This is a genomic window from Stenotrophomonas sp. 05L414_2 (genome assembly GCF_056397905.1).
On the sequence record NZ_JBFTOJ010000046.1, the window covers coordinates 21,742 to 39,721 of the forward strand.

A 17,980-nucleotide genomic window follows, 5' to 3' on the forward strand; every position below is an offset into this window, starting at 1 on the left:
CGACCTTGGTCGGCACCTTGGCCGAACGTTCCCTCAACCCAGCCCGATGACCACCAGCCGCGCAGCCATCGCCTGCAACTGCTCCGGGGTGGCCGGTTTTCCAGCGACCCGGGGCTCCAGCAGCAGCTGGTGGAACCACGGGTTGGCGTGCCGCGTGTCGACGTCGAACGAACAGGTCGCCTGCACGCCCATCACCGCTTGAACGATCTCGACCAGCGTGTCTTCGGCTTCATCGACATTGCCCCGCCCATATCGATCATCCAGCAGGCGCAGCGGGATCTGCAGCAGGGCGGGGGAGACTGGCATGCCTCAAGTCTAACGATCCACGTTGCCCTCAGCCCAGCACCGCCAGCACACCCTGGTGGATCGCCAGGCCACCCAGCAGCAACCAGGCGAACAGGATCGATGCCAGCAGCAGCGGCTTCAACCCGGCCTGGCGCAGCGCAGACACATGGGTGGTCAGGCCCAGCGCGGCCATCGCCATGGCCAGCAGCACGGTATCCAGCTGCACCAGCCCGGCCTGCACACCCACCGGCAGCAGATGCAGCGAGTTGAGCCCGGCAACCGCCACGAAACCGAACGCGAACCACGGCACCACGATCCGGGTCTTGCCACCGTCCGCCGCTGCCTTGCCACCACGGGCCAGCCACAAGGAAAGTACGATCAGGAACGGTGCCAGCAGCATCACCCGCACCATCTTGGTGATGACCGCGGTATCGGCGGCTGACTCGCCCACGGCACGTCCGGCAGCCACCACCTGTGCCACTTCATGCACGGTGGCGCCGGTGTACAGGCCGTACTGCCGCGCGTCCATCGCCAGCCAGCCGTGCGACTGCACCAGCGCATACAGCGCCGGGTACAGGAACATGGCCAGCGTGCCGAACACCACCACCGTCGATACCGCCACCGTCACCTGCGCAGCACGGCCGCGCACCACCGGCTCTGCGGCCATCACCGCCGCCGCACCGCAGATCGCGCTGCCGGCACCGATCAGCATGGCGGCCTCGCGCTCCATCCTGAACACCCGTACACCCAGCCAGCACGCCAGGCCGAAGGTGCTCGCCACCACCAGCACGTCCATCAGCACGCCGGCGACGCCGACGTGGCCGATGTCCTGGAAGGTCAGCCGCAGGCCGTACAGCACGATGCCCGCACGCAGCAGCCAATGCTTGGAGAAGCCCACGCCCGCCGCGCTGGCGGGGGCCAGTCGCGGGTACAAGGTGTTGCCGACCACGATGCCGGCGACGATGGCGACGGTCAGCGCACTCAGGCCATGCGCCTGCAGCCAGGGCAGCTCGGCCAGGTACAGCGACGCCGCCGCCACCAGGCCGACCAGCAGCAGGCCGGGCAGGCGCAGTTGCCAGCGCTGGCGCAGGGCGGGCAGGGACCAGGGGGACAGGGCAGGCGCGTTCATGGCGGGTGGGATGCGGGAGAGAGGCGTACAGCCTGCATCCATGCGATTGACCCGTAAAACGAATAATATCGGTGAAAACTACCCATAACACAGGTAATGGCCATGCGCCTGACGCTCCGCCAGCTGCAGGTCTTCGTTGCCATCGCTGACCAGGGCAGCACCACCGCCGCAGGCCAGGCCATCGCGCTTTCCCAGTCCGCCAGCAGCGCCGCCCTGCAGGAGCTGGAAGCGCACTTCGGCACGCCGCTGTTCGACCGCATCGGCCGTCGCCTGGCGTTGAACGGCCACGGCCGGGCCTTGCTGGAGCCGGCGCGCGCGCTGTTGGTCAATGCCGCCGATCTGGAGCGGCAATTGGCGGYGGGCGGTGACCCGTCCCAAGGCGCGCCGCTGCGGCTGGTGTTGGCGGCCAGCACCACCATCGGCAACTACCTGCTGCCGCCGCGTATCGCCGATCTGCTGCGGCAGGCACCGCAGGCCGAGGTCGATCTGCGCATCGACAACAGCGCAGGCGTGGTGGCGGCCGTTCAACGGCTGGACGTGGATGCAGGACTGATCGAAGGCCCGTGCCACGAACGCGGGCTGCAGGTGACCGCCTGGCAGCAGGACCCGCTGGTGATCGTGGCGGCTGCGGATGCGCCCCCGCGCTGGTCCCTGGATGAACTGCGCGCAGCGCGCTGGCTGTTGCGCGAACCCGGCTCAGGCACCCGCGAGGCTGTCGAACAGGCATTGCTGCCGCATCTGCGCGGCTTCGCCCAGACCCTGCAGCTGGGCAATACCGAAGCCATCAAGCAAGCCGCCATCGCCGGCCTCGGCCTGGCCTGCCTCTCGCGCCACGCCCTGGAAGAACCCTTGGCCCTCGGCCGCCTGCGCATCCTTGAAACGCCATTGCCGGCCCTGCACCGCACGCTGTGGCTGGTACGCCACCCCGGCAAGCGATGGTTGCCGGGGTTGCAGGCGTTGTTGGGGGAAGTGCAGTAGCCGGGATCCATCTTCCACAGCGTGAATTCCACGTAGGGGTCAGAGCCTATTGCGCAGCAACGGGATCCGACCCCGTGCCGACCAACGGTCGGCACCCACCAACAGCAGCGGCAAACTGTCGAAGGCGGGGTGGGGGGGGGGGGGGGGGGGGGGGGGGCCCACCCCGCCATCCCACAGGAAGCCGGCTTTGGCTGTTGCCTCGGCGGTTGACGTTGCCTCTGCGGGTGCCGGGCGCCGCCCGGCCAGGCCCCGCAACCCGCTACAATGGCCGGATGCCTTTGATTACTCTGCAAAACGTCGACTTCAGCGTCGGCGGCCCGCTGTTGCTGGAAAAAGCCGAACTGTCGATCGAGCCGGGCGAGCGTATCGCCCTGATCGGCCGCAACGGCGCCGGCAAATCGACCCTGCTCAAGCTGCTGTCCGGCGACCACAAGCCCGATGACGGTGAAGTGCGCGTGCAGCAGGGCGTGCGCGTGACTCGCCTGGAGCAGGAGGTGCCGCACGGCGCCGCTGGCAGCGTGTTCGACGTCGTCGCCGATGGCCTGGGCGAACTGGGCCAATGGCTCGCCGAATTCCATCACCTCAGCCACGCCGACGTGTTCGATGGCGAAGCGCTGGGCAACGTCCAGGCCAAGATCGATGCCGCCAACGGCTGGGGCTTGGACCAGCGCGTCAGCGAGACCCTGACCAAGCTCGACCTCGATGGCGACGCGGAGTTTGCGCGCCTGTCCGGCGGCATGAAGCGCCGCGTGCTGCTCGGCCGCGCGCTGGTCTCCAGCCCCGACCTGCTGCTGCTGGACGAACCGACCAACCACCTCGACATCGAAGCCATCGACTGGCTCGAAATGTTCCTCAAGAACTGGAACGGCAGCGTGGTGTTCGTCACCCATGACCGCCGCTTCCTGCGTGCGCTGGCCACCCGCATCGTCGAGATCGACCGCGGCCAGGTCACCAGCTGGCCGGGCGACTGGGCCAACTACGAGCGCCGTCGCGAAGAACGCCTCAACGCGCAGGCCCAGGAAAACGCACGGTTCGACAAGCTGCTGGCGCAGGAAGAAGTGTGGATCCGCCAGGGCATCAAGGCACGCCGCACCCGCGACGAAGGCCGCGTACGCCGCTTGAAGGCGATGCGCAACGAGCGATCCGCCCGCCGCGACCTCAGCGGCAACGTCAAGATGGAAGCGGCCCAGGGCGTAAGCTCGGGCAAGAAGGTCATCGACATCAAGGACATTTCGTTCGCGTTCGGCGATCGCACGATGGTCCGTGATTTCTCCACCACCATCCTGCGTGGCGACCGCATCGGCCTGATCGGCCCCAACGGCAGTGGCAAGACCACGCTGTTGAAGCTGCTGCTGGGCGAACTGCAGCCGCAGAAGGGTGAGGTCAACGCCGGCACCAACCTGCAGGTTGCGTACTTCGACCAGTACCGTGCAGTGCTGCGCGAAGACTGGAGCGCGATCGAGAACGTGGCCGAAGGCCGCGATTTCCTCGAGTTCAACGGCAAGCGCAAGCACGTGCACGCCTACCTTCAGGACTTCATGTTCACCCCCGAGCGCGCGCGCGCGCCGATCACCMGCCTGTCSGGYGGCGAGCGCAACCGCCTGCTGCTGGCCAAGCTGTTCGCGCAGCCGTCCAACCTGCTGGTGATGGACGAACCGACCAACGATCTGGACGTGGAAACCCTGGAGCTGCTGGAAGAGCTGCTGGGCGAATACAACGGCACGTTGCTGCTGGTCAGCCATGATCGTGACTTCATCGACAACGTGGTGACCTCCACGCTGGTGATGGAAGGCGATGGCGTGATCGGCGAGTACGTGGGCGGCTACAGCGACTGGCAGCGTTACGCGGCCAGCGTGGCCGCTGCGCCTGCGGTGGTTGGTGCCGCCAAGCCGGTGGTCGCTGCCCCGGCGGCTGCTGCGGAACCGGCAGCGCCCAAGCGCAAGCTCGCCTACAAGGAAGCGCGTGAGCTGGAACAGCTGCCGAAGACCATCGAAAAGCTGGAAGGCGATGTCGAAGGGCTTACCTCGGCAATGAACGATCCGTCGTTCTACACGCGCAGCAGCGCCGAAGTGACCGCGCACACCCAGCAGCTGGCCAAGGTGCAGGCTGAACTGGATGCCGCGTACGCACGCTGGGAAGAGCTGGAAGGCTGATCGCCGGCCGGATTCAGTAAATCCACGCCATGCGTGGATATCCGGATACGTGCGGACCAACGGTCCGCACCCACCAACCAACGGTGCGCACCCACCGGCCAACGGTCCGCACCCACCGGGGCGGGCCGGCGGTCATTTGACCCCGTGCAGATCCCGCAGCTGGCTCGGCCGGCTGCCGAAATACGCGGCCAGATCGGCGATGTCCTGATCGCTCAGGTCCTTCGCCTGCGGTGTCATCAGCGCATGCTGGCGATCACCGGCACGGTAGGCCTGCAGCGCATGCGCCAGGTAATCGCCGTATTGACCACCCAGCTTCGGATAGGTCGGATCGATCGGCGCATTGCCGTCGGCACCGTGGCAATCGATGCAGCTCTGGCTGGTGGCCTTGCTCTTGACCTTGGCGCGGGCCTCGCCGGCGGCTTCACGCCCGGCAGGCAGGCCCGCGGAGGAAGACGATCCGTGCTCGCCGCTGGCGTGGCCGGGATCGCCGGCGGATTTCTCGCTGTTCTCCACCTGTGACTGCGAGCAGGCCGCCAGCAGCAGGGCGACGGACAGGGCGATGGCGTGACGCAGTGGATGCGCGGCTTTCGACATGGGCGGGCCTTACTTGACGGTGGACAGGTAAACAGCGAGATCGGCGATCTCCTGTTCGCTGAAACTCATCGACTGCGCCTGCATCGTCGGATGCCGGCGCTTGCCCTGGCGGTACTCGGTCAGGGCCTGGGTCAGGTACTGCTGGGTCTGGCCACCGATCTTCGGTACCCGGTAACTGGGGTAGGCGTTCTTGTAACCGGTGATGCCGTGGCAACCCTGGCAGGTGTAGGCCAGCACACGGCCATTGTCGAAACTGCCGGTGGGCGTGGCAGCCGCCGGCACAGGGGCCGGAGCCGGTGCCGGGGCGGGTGGTGCTGCAGGAGCAGGTGCGGGCTGTGCGGCGGCCCCGAGGGGCAGGAGGACGGCCAGAGCGAGACAAGCGGCGAGCGGCTGCGGGCGCATGGTGTCTTTTCCGGGGATTCGGGTCTGGTCGTTCCGGCGTGGGGTACGGAACGACCCGAGTATAGCCTCAGGTTTCATCTAGCTGAAATGGGGTCGGCCCGACCGGCGGCGTGAAGACACCATGACCTTTGGGATATGGTGTTGCCGTGAAGTGGTGCATTACTTTGCTACCACACCTGCCCACGCATCCTCCAGGGATCTGACGATGTCGCACCAAACCTTCCTGCCCGGCCCCCGCAGCGGACTCTGCGCTGCCGCGCTGCTGCTCTCCACATCCCTGCTGCTGAGCGGTTGCGCCGCTGGGCCCAACAACGAGGCCAAGGCGGCCGAGACCAAGGACGAGAAGAAGGTCGACGCGGTGCCGGTGGAAGTGGCCGTGGCCAGCCATCGCGCGGTGGCCGCCAGCTACACCGGAACGGCGGCACTGGAGCCGCGCGCCGAATCGCAGGTGGTCGCCAAGACCTCGGGCGTTGCGCTGGCGGTACTGGTCGAGGAAGGGCAGCGGGTCAGCGCCGGGCAGCCTCTGGTGCGGCTGGATCCGGACCGCGCACGCCTGGCCGTTGCCCAGAGCGAGGCGCAGATGCGCAAGCTGGAGAACAACTACCAGCGCGCACAGAAGCTGGTCGGCCAGCAGATGGTCAGCGCTGCCGATGTCGACCAGCTGCGCTACGACCTGGAAAACGTGCGCGCGCAGTACCGCCTGGCCACGCTGGAACTGTCCTACACCACCGTGGTCGCACCGATTTCCGGCGTGATCGCCTCGCGATCGATCAAGACCGGCAACTTCGTGCAGATCAACACGCCGATCTTCCGCATTGTCGACAACTCGCGGCTGGAAGCCACCCTCAACGTGCCCGAGCGCGAGCTGGCGACCTTGCGTGCGGGCCAGCCGGTCACGCTGTCGGCCGATGCGCTGCCGGGCCAGACCTTCACTGGCGTCGTCGACCGCATCGCACCGGTAGTGGATTCGGGCAGCGGCACCTTCCGTGTGGTCAGTGCTTTCGACGGTGCCGCGCAGTCGCTGCAGCCGGGCATGTTCGGCCGCATCCGCATCGACTACGACCAGCGTGCCGATGCACTGGTGGTGCCGCGCCTGGCACTGCTGGACGATGGTGAGCCGGCAGTGTTCCGCGTGCGCGAGGGCAAGGTCGCGCGGGTGCCGGTCAAGCTTGGCTACGCCGAARGACCGTGGGTGGAAATCCGTGAGGGACTGGCGGCGGGTGACCAGATCGTCACCGCCGGCAAGGTCGCCCTGCGCGACGGCACCGCGGTGCAGGTGATCGCCGATCCGAAGGCCAAGGCGAAGACCGTAACCGCCTCGGCCAAGCCGGCAGAGAAGGCCGGGAGCACGCAATGACCGCGCCCGGCCACGATCACGGTGCCTCGCCCGGGAGCGATGGCGCCGCCGCAGGCATGCGTGGCGGCCTGGTGGAGTTCGCCACCCGCCGCCGCGTCACCATCGCCATGTGCACGGTCACCCTGTTGCTGTTCGGCCTGATCGCACTGGGCAATCTCAAGGTCAACCTGCTGCCCGACCTGAGCTATCCGACGCTGACCGTGCGCACCGAGTACACCGGTGCGGCGCCGACGGAAATGGAAACCCTGATCACCCAGCCGGTCGAAGAAGCCGTGGGCGTGGTCAAGAACCTGCGCAAGCTGAAGTCGGTCTCGCGTACCGGCCAGAGTGATGTGGTGCTCGAGTTCGCCTGGGGCACCAACATGGACCAGGCCAGCCTGGAAGTGCGCGACAAGATGGAAGCGCTGAACCTGCCCCTGGAAGCCAAGGCGCCGGTGCTGCTGCGCTTCAATCCGTCCACCGAGCCGATCATGCGCCTGGTGCTGTCGACCAAGGCCGCGCCTGCGACCGACGAAGAAGCGATCCGCGAACTGACCGGCCTGCGTCGCTATGCCGACGAAGACCTGAAGAAGAAGCTGGAGCCGGTTACCGGCGTGGCGGCGGTGAAGGTTGGCGGTGGCCTGGAAGACGAGATCCAGGTCGACATCGACCAGCAGAAACTGGCCCAGCTCAACCTGCCGATCGACACCGTCATCAAGCGGTTGAAGGAAGAGAACATCAACATTTCCGGCGGCCGCCTGGAGGAGGGCTCGCAGCGCTTCCTGGTGCGCACCGTCAACCAGTTCGCCGACCTGGAAGAAATCCGCAACCTGCTGGTCACCACCCAGTCCGCCAACGGCAGCGCGGCCGACTCGGCGCTGCAGCAGATGTTCAACATCGCTGCCTCTACGGGCTCGGCTGCAGCCGTCGCCGCCGCTTCCGCTGCACAGAGCGCTTCCTCAGGCGGCGCCTCCAGCGTGGTCGCCAACGGCGTGCCGGTGCGCCTGAAGGATGTGGCCACCGTGCGCCAGGGCTACAAGGAACGCGAAGCGGTCATCCGCCTGGGCGGCAAGGAATCGGTCGAACTGGCGATCTACAAGGAAGGCGACGCCAATACCGTGGCCACCGCCGAAGCGCTGCGCAAGCGTCTGGAGCAGATCAAGGCAACGTTCCCGGCCGATGCCGAACTGACCACGATCGAAGACCAGTCGCGCTTCATCGAGCACGCCATCGCCGACGTCAAGAAGGACGCGGTGATCGGTGGCCTGCTGGCGATCCTGATCATCTTCCTGTTCCTGCGCGACGGCTGGAGCACGTTCGTGATCAGCCTGTCGTTGCCGGTCTCGATCATCGCCACGTTCTTCTTCATGGGCCAGCTTGGCCTGAGCTTGAACGTGATGTCGCTGGGCGGCCTGGCACTGGCCACCGGCCTGGTGGTGGATGACTCCATCGTGGTGCTGGAGAGCATCGCCAAGGCGCGCGAACGCGGCCTGGGCATCCTGCAGGCGGCGATCGCCGGTACCCGCGAAGTGAGCATGGCCGTGGTCGCCTCGACCCTGACCACCATCGCGGTGTTCCTGCCCCTGGTGTTCGTCGACGGCATCGCCGGCCAGCTGTTCCGTGACCAGGCGTTGACCGTGGCCATCGCCATCGCGATTTCGCTGCTGGTGTCGATGACCCTGATCCCGATGCTGAGCTCGCTGAAGGGCCGGCCGCCGCTGGCCTTCCCGGAAGAAGCCGCAGCCGAGCCGTGGCAACCGCAGAGCCGCTGGCAGAAGCCGGTAGCACTCGGCCGTCGTGGTGTGATGGCGACGATGCGCTGGAGTTTCTACGCGCTGGCATGGCTGGTGGTGCGCCTCTGCCGTGGCGTGGCTGCAGTGGTCGGCCCGGTGATGCGCAAGGCCAGCGACATCGCCATGAAGCCGTACGCCGGTGCCGAACGTGGCTACCTGCGGCTGCTGCCGGGTGCGTTGGCCCACCCTGGCAAGGTGCTGAGCCTGGCTGCGCTAGCGTTTGTCGGCACGATGGCGCTGGTGCCGATGCTCGGCGCCGACCTGATCCCGCAGCTGGCGCAGGACCGTTTCGARATGACSGYCAAGCTGCCGSCSGGCACGCCKYTGRMGCAGACCGAYGCGCTGGTGCGTGAGCTGCAGTTGGCGCATGGCAAGGGCGAAGGCGTGGCATCGCTGTACGGTGTCAGCGGCAGCGGTACCCGCCTGGATGCCAGCCCGACCGAGAGTGGCGAGAACATCGGCAAGCTGACCATCGTGATGGAAGGCGGCGGCAACCCGCAGACCGAAGCGGAGATCACCGAGCGCCTGCGCGACACCATGGGCCAGCACCCGGGTGCGCAGGTCGACTTCGCGCGGCCGGCATTGTTCAGCTTCTCCACGCCGCTGGAAATCGAACTGCGTGGGCAGGACATGGCGACCCTGGAAGTGGCAGGCCAGCGCCTGGCGGCGCTGCTGCGCGGCAATGCGCACTACGCGGACGTCAAATCCACCGTGGAAGAGGGCTTCCCGGAAATCCAGATCCGCTTCGACCAGGAGCGAGCCGGTGCACTGGGCCTGACYACSCGGCAGATCGCCGATGTGGTGGTGAAGAAGGTGCGCGGCGAYGTSGCCACCCGCTACAGYTTCCGCGACCGCAAGATCGACGTGCTGGTGCGCGCGCAGGAAACCGATCGTGCCAGCGTGGAGAGCATCCGCCGGTTGATCGTCAATCCCGGCAGCACCCGTCCGGTCACCCTGGATGCGGTTGCCGACGTGGTGGCCACCACCGGCCCCAGCGAGATCCATCGTGCCGACCAGACCCGGGTGGCCGTGGTCTCGGCCAATCTGCGCGATATCGACCTGGGCGCGGCCATGCGCGAAGTACAGCAGATGGTGTCCGAACAGCCGCTGGGCGCTGGCGTGGGCCTGCACATCGGCGGCCAGGGCGAGGAACTGGCACAGGCGGCGAAGTCGCTGATCTTCGCCTTCGGCCTGGCGATCTTCCTGGTCTACCTGGTGATGGCCTCGCAGTTCGAATCGCTGCTGCATCCGTTCGTGATCCTGTTCACCATCCCGCTGGCGCTGGTCGGCGCGATCCTGGCGCTGATGCTGACCGGCAAGCCGATCTCGGTGGTGGTGTTCATCGGCCTGATCCTGCTGGTCGGCCTGGTCACAAAGAACGCGATCATCCTGATCGACAAGGTCAACCAGCTGCGCGAGGCCGGCGTTGCCAAGCACGAGGCACTGGTGGAAGGTGCGCGTTCGCGCCTGCGGCCGATCATCATGACCACCCTGTGCACGCTGTTCGGCTTCCTGCCGCTGGCGGTGGCGATGGGCGAGGGCGCCGAAGTGCGCGCACCGATGGCTATCACCGTGATCGGTGGCCTGCTGGTGTCGACCCTGTTGACCCTGCTGGTGATCCCGGTGGTGTACGACCTGATGGACCGCCGCGGCGATGCCTACTACCGCGAACGCGGTCGCAAGCATGCCGGTGAGGGCCTGCACGGTGCCGAGGGCAGTGCGTCGGGTGCGGAGGAACCGGCATGAGCGTTGCCGAGTTCTCCATCCGCCGCCCGGTCACCACCATCATGTGTTTCGTGTCGCTGGTGGTGGTCGGCCTGATCGCCTCGTTCCGGCTGCCACTGGAAGCGCTGCCGGACATCTCCGCACCGTTCCTGTTCGTGCAGATTCCCTATACCGGCTCCACCCCGGAAGAAGTCGAGCGGACCATCATCCGGCCGGTGGAGGAGTCGTTGGCGACGATGACCGGCATCAAGCGCATGCGGTCGTCGGCGACCTCCGAAGCTGCGTCGATCTTCATCGAGTTCAGCGACTGGGATCGTGATATCGCCATCGCCGCTTCGGACGCGCGCGAGCGCATCGACGCTATCCGCAGCGACCTGCCTGACGATGTGCAGCGCTACAACGTGTTCAAGTGGTCCAGCAGCGACCAGCCGGTGCTGAAGGTGCGCCTGGCCAGTACCACCGACCTGACCACCGCCTATGACATGCTCGACCGCGAATTCAAGCGGCGTATCGAGCGGATTCCGGGCGTGGCCCGGGTCGAGATCACCGGCGCGCCACCGAACGAGGTGGAGATCGCGATCGATCCGAACCGTCTGAACGCCCACGGCCTGAGCATCAACGAGCTGAGCGATCGCCTGCGCACGCTGAATTTCTCGATCTCGGCCGGGCAGATCGACGACAACGGCCAGCGCGTGCGCGTGCAGCCGGTGGGCGAGATCACCGACCTGCAGGAAATGCGTGACCTGGTGATCAATGCCAAGGGACTGCGCCTGGGTGACATTGCCGATGTGCGGCTGAAGCCGGCGCGGATGAGCTATGGCCGCCGCCTGGATGGCAATCCTGCCGTCGGCCTGGACATCTACAAGGAACGCAGCGCCAACCTGGTGGACGTCTCGCGCGGCGCGCTTGCCGAGGTTGAAGYGATCCGCGCGCAGGCATCGATGCGCGACGTGCAGATCAAGGTGATCGACAACCAGGGCAAGGCGGTGACCTCGTCCCTGCTGGAGCTGGCCGAGGCCGGCGGTGTCGGCCTGATCCTGTCGGTGACGGTGCTGTTCTTCTTCCTGCGCCACTGGCCGTCCACGTTGATGGTGACCCTGGCCATTCCGATCTGCTTCACCATCACCCTGGGCTTCATGTATTTCGCCGGCGTCACGCTCAACATCCTGACCATGATGGGCCTGCTGCTGGCCGTGGGCATGCTGGTCGACAATGCAGTGGTGGTGGTCGAGAGCATCTACCAGGAACGTGAGCGGCTGCCGGACCAGCCACGCCTGGCCTCGATCATCGGCACCCGCAACGTTGCCATCGCGCTCAGCGCCGGCACCTTGTGCCACTGCATCGTGTTCGTGCCCAACCTGTTTGGTGAAACCAACAACATCAGCATCTTCATGGCGCAGATCGCGATCACCATCTCGGTCTCGCTGCTGGCCTCGTGGCTGGTGGCGGTCAGCCTGATCCCGATGCTGTCCGCACGCATGGCCACGCCGAAGCTGGTGCACTCGCAGACCGGCGTGATCGCGCGCCTGCAGCGCCGCTACGCGCAGCTGCTGGACTGGTCACTGCGCCATCGCGGCTGGAGCCTGCTGGGCATCCTGCTGGTGGTGCTGGTCAGCCTGGTGCCGATGAAGCTGACCAAGATCGACATGTTCGGTGGCGATGGTGGCAAGGACATCTTCATCGGCTACATGTGGAAGGGCGCCTACACCTACCGGCAGATGTCCGAGGAAGTGGCCCGTGTCGAAGGCTGGATCGAGCAGAACCGCGAGCGCCTGCACGTGCAGCAGGTCTATTCCTGGTACAGCGAACAGGAAGGCAGTTCGACCGTGGTCACCCTGGACGAGAAGTACGCCAAGGACATCAAGGCGCTGCAGGAAGAACTGCGCAAAGGACTGCCGAAATCCGCGCGTACCGACTACWTCGTCGGCAACCARGGCGGKGATGGTGGCGGTGGCGGCAMCCAGKSSGTGCAGGTGCAGCTGGTCGGSGACTCCAGCGCGATGCTGCAGGAGATCGGCCAGGAAGTGCTGCCGCTGCTGGCSCAGCGCRCCGAGCTGCGCGATGTGCGCATCGACAACGGCGAGAAGGGCGGCGAGCTGAAAGTGCACGTCGACCGCGAGCGTGCAGCGGCGTTCGGATTCAATGCCGAGCAGGTTGCCAGTTTCGTTGGCCTGGCCCTGCGTGGTGCGCCGATGCGCGAGTTCCGTCGTGGTGACAACGAAGTGCCGGTATGGGTGCGCTTCGCCGGTGCCGAACAGAGCAGCCCTGAAGACCTGGCCGGATTCAGCGTGCGCACCGGCGATGGCCGCAGCGTACCGCTGTTGAGCCTGGTCAGTGTCGACGTGGGTTCCTCGGCGACCCAGATCGGCCGCACCAACCGCCAGACCACGYTGACCATCAAGGCCAACCTGGCCGAGAAGRTCACCGCGCCGGACGCCCGCAAGGCCATGGAAGCAGTGCTCAAGCCGATGAACTTCCCGGCCGGCTACGGCTTCACCTTCGATGGCGGCGACTACGGCGATGACAACGAGGCGATGCAGCAGATGGTGTTCAACCTGCTGATCGCGCTGGTGATGATCTACGTGGTGATGGCCGCAGTGTTCGAATCGCTGCTGTTCCCGGCGGCGATCATGAGCGGCGTGCTGTTCTCGATCTTCGGCGTGTTCTGGCTGTTCTGGATCACCGGCACCTCGTTCGGGATCATGTCCTTCATCGGCATCCTAGTGCTGATGGGCGTGGTGGTGAACAACGGCATCGTGATGATCGAGCACATCAACAATCTGCGCCGGGGCGGGATGGGCCGTACCCAGGCGCTGGTGGAGGGCTCACGCGAGCGTCTGCGCCCGATCATGATGACCATGGGCACGGCGATCCTGGCGATGGTGCCGATCTCGCTGACCGATACGCAGATGTTCGGCAACGGGCCGGAGTACTCGCCGATGGCGCGTGCGATTGCCGGTGGCCTGGCGTTCTCTACCGTAGTCAGCCTGCTGTTCCTGCCGACGATCTACGCGGTGCTTGATGACCTGCGCAATGCGGTGGTGCGGCTGATCCAGCGCGCTCGCGGCCGCGAGGTCGTGGCGGGAACCCCGGTGTAGGTGTAGCGGTCGAGCTTGCTCGACCGTAGGGGCGGAAACGTGTTGTGGTGGGGGGAGACCGGTCGTAGTGGGGCGGTCTCCCCTTTTTTTCGCCGGGCATGGCCCGGCGCTACCATCGCCGTGGATGTAAATGACGTRCCAACCAAGGTTGGCACCTACCGGTAGCGCCGGGCCATGCCCGGCGGGGCAGCGATCAGCTCGCCACCTTGCTCCAGACCTTGCCTGCAGTCAGCCACAGGCCCAGCATGCTGCCCAGGTTGGTCAGCATGAAGGTCAGCACCACGCGGGTGACCCGGTTGCGGTACCAGCCCTTCAACGACTGTGCATCGTCACGCAGCTTGAGGAAATCCTCGTAGGTCGGCTTGCGCAGGCGCGCTTCCACCAGTGCCGCGAATGCGCCGGTGGGGATGCTCAGGCGGAACGGCTTGAACGGCGCCACCACGATCGCGGTGAGGATGCTCAGCGGGTGGCTGCCGGCCACCAGGCAGCCCAGGCCAGCCAGGCCGCCGGTATACATCGCCCAGGTCGCCAGCAGCTCGGTGCCTACGCCCAGTCCACCACGATAGAAGCCGACACCGATGCCGGTGGCCACGATGGCGAGGATCGCCAGGGTGAACCACGGGATGTTGCGCTTCTTCGGCACCGCTTCCAGCTGCTCGCGCAACGGCGCAGGCGCCTCGGTATCGGTTTCCAGGTAACGCGCCAGGCCGGCCAGATGGCCGGCGCCGACCACCGCCAGCACTTCACGCTGCTGCGGATCATGCGCTTCGCGCAGGCGCGTGGCCATGTAGCGGTCACGCTCGCCGATGATGGTTTCGTACAACGCCGGGTTCTCGCTGGCGAACTCGCCGAAGCTCGATTCCAGCATGTCGCCCTGCTTCAGCTTCTCGATCTCGTCTTCGCCGACATCCTCGGACGAGAACAGGCCGGCGCCAAGCCCGGCCACCAGCTTCAGCTTGCCGAAGAAGCCCAGTCGCTGCGAAGCACGACGGAATGTCAGGCCGACTTCGCGGTCGATCAGGTGCACCGGCAGGTTGCGCTCGCGCGCCAGGTCCACCGCACGCTTGAGTTCCGCGCCCGGCTCGATGCCGAGCTGTTCGGCCAGTCGGCGCTGGTAGGCCGACAACGCGAGGTTGGCCGCGAACAACGCGACGCGGCCCTTGCGGATCACTTCCACCAGGTCCAGTTTGGCCAGCGTGTCCGGGTCGCTCAGCGCCTGCAAGCGCTGCGGGTCCAGCTCGACGGCCACCGCATCGAATCGTCCGCTATCGATGGCTTTCTCCACCGCCTCGACGCTGGCATGGGAGACGTGGGCAGTGCCCAGCAGGGTGTAGCGCACGCCATCGCGCTCGACGACGCGCACTGGCTGGCCGGCGAACAGATCGTCGCCGGTTTCGGGAAGGATTTCGGTCATGGAATCATTCATTGGAAGGAGCGGAATCGGCGCCATCGCCGAGCGCGCGCTGCATCTGTACGGTGTCCAGCCAGCGGCCGTGCTTGCGGCCSAGGCCRCGGAACACGCCCACCAGSTGGAARCCGAAGCGTTCGTGCAGCTTGATSGARGCSGTGTTGGTCGGYTCRCCGATCACCGCCACCATCTGTCGRWGGCCGYGYGCGGTGCAGGCATCGATCAGTGCCTGCAGCAGGCTGGTGCCGACGCCACGGCCCTGGAAACGGGCATCGACGTAGACCGAGTTCTCAACGGTCCACTGGTAGGCGATGCGCGTGCGGTAGGTGTTGGCATACGCATAGCCGGCAACCTGGCCGTCGACCTCGGCCACCAGGTAGGGGAAGCCGCGGTCGATGATGTCGCGCATGCGGCGCAGCATCTCGGCCTGGTCGGGGATCTCGTACTCATAGGTGTTGACGAAGTCGGTCACTTCCACCGCGTAGATCGCGGTGATCGCAGCGATGTCGGCAGGGCCGGCATCACGGATGAGTACGGCCATGCGCGGGCTCCGGGTCAGTCGATGTAGCGCTTGAGCAGGTCGCCGTAGGCGTCGATGCGACGATCACGCAGGAACGGCCAGATGCGGCGCACGTGTTCGCTGCGCTGCAGGTCGACCTCGCACATCAGGATGGTCGCTTCGGTGCCGGCTTCGGCCAGGAACTCGCCCTGCGGGCCCAGCACGTGGCTGTTGCCCCAGAACTGGATGCCTGAGGCGCCCAGCGGCGAAGCCTCATGGCCGACGCGGTTGCAGCTGAGCACCGGCACGCCGTTGGCTACGGCATGGCCACGGTGGCTCAGTACCCAGGCGTCGCGCTGGCGGGTCTTCTCGTCCTGTGCATCGTCCGGGTCCCAGCCGATCGCGGTGGGGTACAGCAGCAGCTCAGCACCGGCCAGCGCCATCAGGCGCGCTGCTTCCGGGTACCACTGGTCCCAGCACACCAGCACGCCGAGGCGGCCGACCGAGGTGTCGATCGGCTYGAAGCCGATGTCGCCSGGSGTGAAGTRRAACTTYTCGTAGAAGCCCGGGTCATCCGGGATGTGCATCTTGCGGTACTTGCCCAGCAAGGTGCCGTCCTTCTCGAAGACCACGGCGGTGTTGTGGTACAGGCCGGCAGCGCGGCGCTCGAACAGCGAGCCGACCAGCACCACGCCATGCTTCTTGGCCAGCGCGCCCAGGCGCTCGGTGCTTGGTCCCGGAATCGGCTCGGCCAGGTCGAATTCATCGACCGATTCGTGCTGGCAGAAGTAGGGACCGTTGTGCAGTTCCTGCAGCAGCACCAGCTTCGCGCCCTGTGCCGCGGCGTCGGCAACACGCGCTTCGATCACCGCCAGGTTGGCGGCGGCATCACCGTGGTTGCGCTCCTGGATCAGGGCGACGGTAAGGGGGCTGCGCGAGTTCATGCGGGGCGATCCTGCGGGGGAAAACCCGCATGTTAACGCGGATGCGCCACGACAGCGTGTTGGCTGCTGAATGGTGCACGCAACCGGTAGCGCCGGGCCATGCCCGGCGGATTTTCCAGATGCCGCCGCGCTCGCCGGGCATGGCCCGGCGCTACCGCGTGGCTTATGCCTTCAACAGCCCGGCCGGCAGCTGCATGGTGATGCAGTGCAGGCTGCCGTTCTGCCAGATCAGCGAGCGGCACGGCACCTGCACGATCTCGCGGCCAGGGTGGGCCTGTGCCAGCACGTCGCGGGCCAGGTCATCGGCCGGGTCGYCATAGGCCGGCATCAGCACCGCGCCGTTGACGATCAGGTAATTGGCATACGAAGCAGCCAGGCGACGGCCTTCATCGATCACCGGCTGTGCCCACGGCAACGGGAACAGGCGGTACGGCTTTCCGTCAGCCGTGCGCAGTGCGGCCAGCTCGGCGCCCATCRCCTGCAGCTCGGCGTAATGCGAGTCGCTGGCGTCGTCGCAGGCCTGGTAGACGATGCTGTCGGCCGAGGCGAAGCGGGCGAGGGTGTCGATATGGGCGTCGGTGTCGTCGCCTTCCAGATAGCCATGATCCAGCCACAGCACGCGCTTCTGCTGCAGCCAGTCGGCCAGGTCGGCGCTCAGGCTGTCGCGGTCACGGTCGGGATGGCGCTCGTGCAGGCACTTCCAGGTGGTCAGCAGGGTGCCTTCGCCATCGGTCTCGATGCCGCCGCCCTCCAGCGCGAACGGAATGCTGCGCACCGTCGCGTCGTTGAACACGCCGGCCTGGTCGAGCGCGCCGACCAGCTGGTCATCCAGGGTGGCGTCGAACTTGCCGCCCCAGCCGGTGAAGCGGAAGTCCAGCAGCTGGAAGCTGCCGTCGGCACGGCGCAGGGTGATCGGGCCCGAATCACGCAGCCAGGTGTCGTCGTAGGCGGCGGTGGTGAAGTGGACCTTGTCCATGTCGATGCGGTTGGAGCGCAGCCGCATCTCGGCGTAGGTCTCCACGTCATCGTCGGCCACGCAGATCAGCACCGGCTGGAAGCGGGTGATCGCTGCAACCAGGGCGATGTAGGTCTCTTCCACCTGGCCCAGGCGGTCGGCCCAGTCGGTGTCGGCGGTGGGCCAGGCAATCAGGACGCCGCTCTGGGCTTCCCATTCGGCAGGAAAACGAAGGGTCTGGTTCATGGTCTCGCTACACGCGCCCGCCGGTGGCGGGCATGGGGGTCAACGGATCGGCGGCTTGGGGCCGATTTCGTTCGGATCCGCCTGGTTTGCCACCACGTCGATCACCTTCTGCTTCTCGAAGTAGACGGTGAACTGCGGGTACACCCAGCGGTGGATGGTCGGCCATTGCCGTTTCTGCCCGCCGCGCGGCTGCAGCTGTTCTGCCGGCGCGCCGAACTGCGACTGCACCTGCTGCATGCTCTGGCCGCGGACGGGCAGGGCGCCGGCCGGCTTTTCGCGGGCGCGGTCAACAAGCAGGGTATCGGCCATCGCCGGGGTGGCGGCAGCCAGGGTGGCCAGTACGGCCAGGGTGCACAGGTAACGCGTCATCTCGATCTACTCCCCAGTGGTCAAGAACAGCGATTACAGCAAAAACGGCAGGAAAAAACCGCATAA

General features: G+C 66.6%; 14 protein-coding genes. 5 read left to right on the plus strand and 9 right to left on the minus strand.

Annotation, left to right across the window (positions count from 1 at the left end; translation table 11 throughout):
* Positions 1-33 precede the first annotated feature (33 nt).
* Complete coding sequence (locus AC1DJN_RS08760; protein ID WP_025875070.1) at positions 34-306, minus strand: hypothetical protein; 273 nt, start codon at positions 304-306, stop codon at positions 34-36.
* Positions 307-334: 28 nt separating this feature from the next.
* On the minus strand, positions 335-1,414 hold the full coding sequence (locus AC1DJN_RS08765; RefSeq protein WP_478013636.1) for a YeiH family protein: 1,080 nt from the start codon (positions 1,412-1,414) through the stop codon (positions 335-337).
* A gap of 102 nt (positions 1,415-1,516) precedes the next feature.
* Here AC1DJN_RS08765 and AC1DJN_RS08770 point away from each other — a divergent pair, with 102 nt between their 5' ends.
* Together AC1DJN_RS08770 and AC1DJN_RS08775 are read left to right on the plus strand one after the other, a co-directional pair.
* Positions 1,517-2,392 (plus strand): LysR family transcriptional regulator, encoded by an 876-nt coding sequence (locus tag AC1DJN_RS08770; RefSeq protein WP_478039088.1) that lies wholly within the window; start codon positions 1,517-1,519, stop codon positions 2,390-2,392.
* 272 nt (positions 2,393-2,664) lie between these two features.
* Positions 2,665-4,545 (plus strand): ATP-binding cassette domain-containing protein, encoded by a 1,881-nt coding sequence (locus AC1DJN_RS08775; protein WP_478039089.1) that lies wholly within the window; start codon positions 2,665-2,667, stop codon positions 4,543-4,545.
* A 132-nt stretch (positions 4,546-4,677) separates the two neighbouring features.
* Here the strand turns inward: AC1DJN_RS08775 and AC1DJN_RS08780 are convergent, their stop codons facing one another.
* Both AC1DJN_RS08780 and AC1DJN_RS08785 read right to left on the minus strand, forming a co-directional pair.
* The gene (locus AC1DJN_RS08780; RefSeq protein ID WP_032977578.1) at positions 4,678-5,139 is read right to left on the minus strand and encodes a c-type cytochrome; all 462 of its coding nucleotides are present in this window, start codon (positions 5,137-5,139) and stop codon (positions 4,678-4,680) included.
* A 9-nt stretch (positions 5,140-5,148) separates the two neighbouring features.
* On the minus strand, positions 5,149-5,541 hold the full coding sequence (locus AC1DJN_RS08785) for a c-type cytochrome (RefSeq protein ID WP_025875058.1): 393 nt from the start codon (positions 5,539-5,541) through the stop codon (positions 5,149-5,151).
* 205 nt (positions 5,542-5,746) lie between these two features.
* On the opposite strand from AC1DJN_RS08785, the gene AC1DJN_RS08790 reads away from it, so the two are divergent.
* Genes AC1DJN_RS08790 through AC1DJN_RS08800 form a run of 3 tightly spaced genes read left to right on the plus strand, consistent with a single transcriptional unit; the run spans position 5,747 to position 13,493 of the window.
* A complete protein-coding gene (locus AC1DJN_RS08790; RefSeq protein WP_478039090.1) occupies positions 5,747-6,898 on the plus strand; it encodes an efflux RND transporter periplasmic adaptor subunit in 1,152 nt (383 codons plus the stop codon).
* On the plus strand, positions 6,895-10,416 hold the full coding sequence (locus AC1DJN_RS08795) for an efflux RND transporter permease subunit (RefSeq protein WP_478039091.1): 3,522 nt from the start codon (positions 6,895-6,897) through the stop codon (positions 10,414-10,416). The genes AC1DJN_RS08790 and AC1DJN_RS08795 overlap by 4 nt, the downstream gene beginning before the upstream one ends.
* The gene (locus tag AC1DJN_RS08800) at positions 10,413-13,493 is read left to right on the plus strand and encodes an efflux RND transporter permease subunit (protein WP_478039092.1); all 3,081 of its coding nucleotides are present in this window, start codon (positions 10,413-10,415) and stop codon (positions 13,491-13,493) included. The genes AC1DJN_RS08795 and AC1DJN_RS08800 overlap by 4 nt, the downstream gene beginning before the upstream one ends.
* A 193-nt stretch (positions 13,494-13,686) precedes the next feature.
* Here the strand turns inward: AC1DJN_RS08800 and AC1DJN_RS08805 are convergent, their stop codons facing one another.
* The 5 genes from AC1DJN_RS08805 to AC1DJN_RS08825 form a co-directional block, all read right to left on the minus strand.
* Positions 13,687-14,907: a TraB/GumN family protein gene (locus AC1DJN_RS08805; RefSeq protein ID WP_442252132.1), complete on the minus strand. Its 1,221-nt coding sequence runs from the start codon at positions 14,905-14,907 to the stop codon at positions 13,687-13,689.
* Positions 14,908-14,911: 4 nt separating this feature from the next.
* The gene (locus AC1DJN_RS08810; RefSeq protein ID WP_478039093.1) at positions 14,912-15,442 is read right to left on the minus strand and encodes an N-acetyltransferase family protein; all 531 of its coding nucleotides are present in this window, start codon (positions 15,440-15,442) and stop codon (positions 14,912-14,914) included.
* Between the two features lie 14 nt (positions 15,443-15,456).
* On the minus strand, positions 15,457-16,344 hold the full coding sequence (locus AC1DJN_RS08815; protein ID WP_478039094.1) for a carbon-nitrogen hydrolase: 888 nt from the start codon (positions 16,342-16,344) through the stop codon (positions 15,457-15,459).
* A gap of 163 nt (positions 16,345-16,507) precedes the next feature.
* Positions 16,508-17,545: an agmatine deiminase family protein gene (locus tag AC1DJN_RS08820; protein WP_478039095.1), complete on the minus strand. Its 1,038-nt coding sequence runs from the start codon at positions 17,543-17,545 to the stop codon at positions 16,508-16,510.
* Between the two features lie 39 nt (positions 17,546-17,584).
* Positions 17,585-17,914 carry a hypothetical protein gene (locus AC1DJN_RS08825; RefSeq protein ID WP_025875042.1) on the minus strand — a complete coding sequence of 110 codons (330 nt, stop codon included), beginning with the start codon at positions 17,912-17,914 and terminating at the stop codon, positions 17,585-17,587.
* Positions 17,915-17,980: the final 66 nt, after the last annotated feature.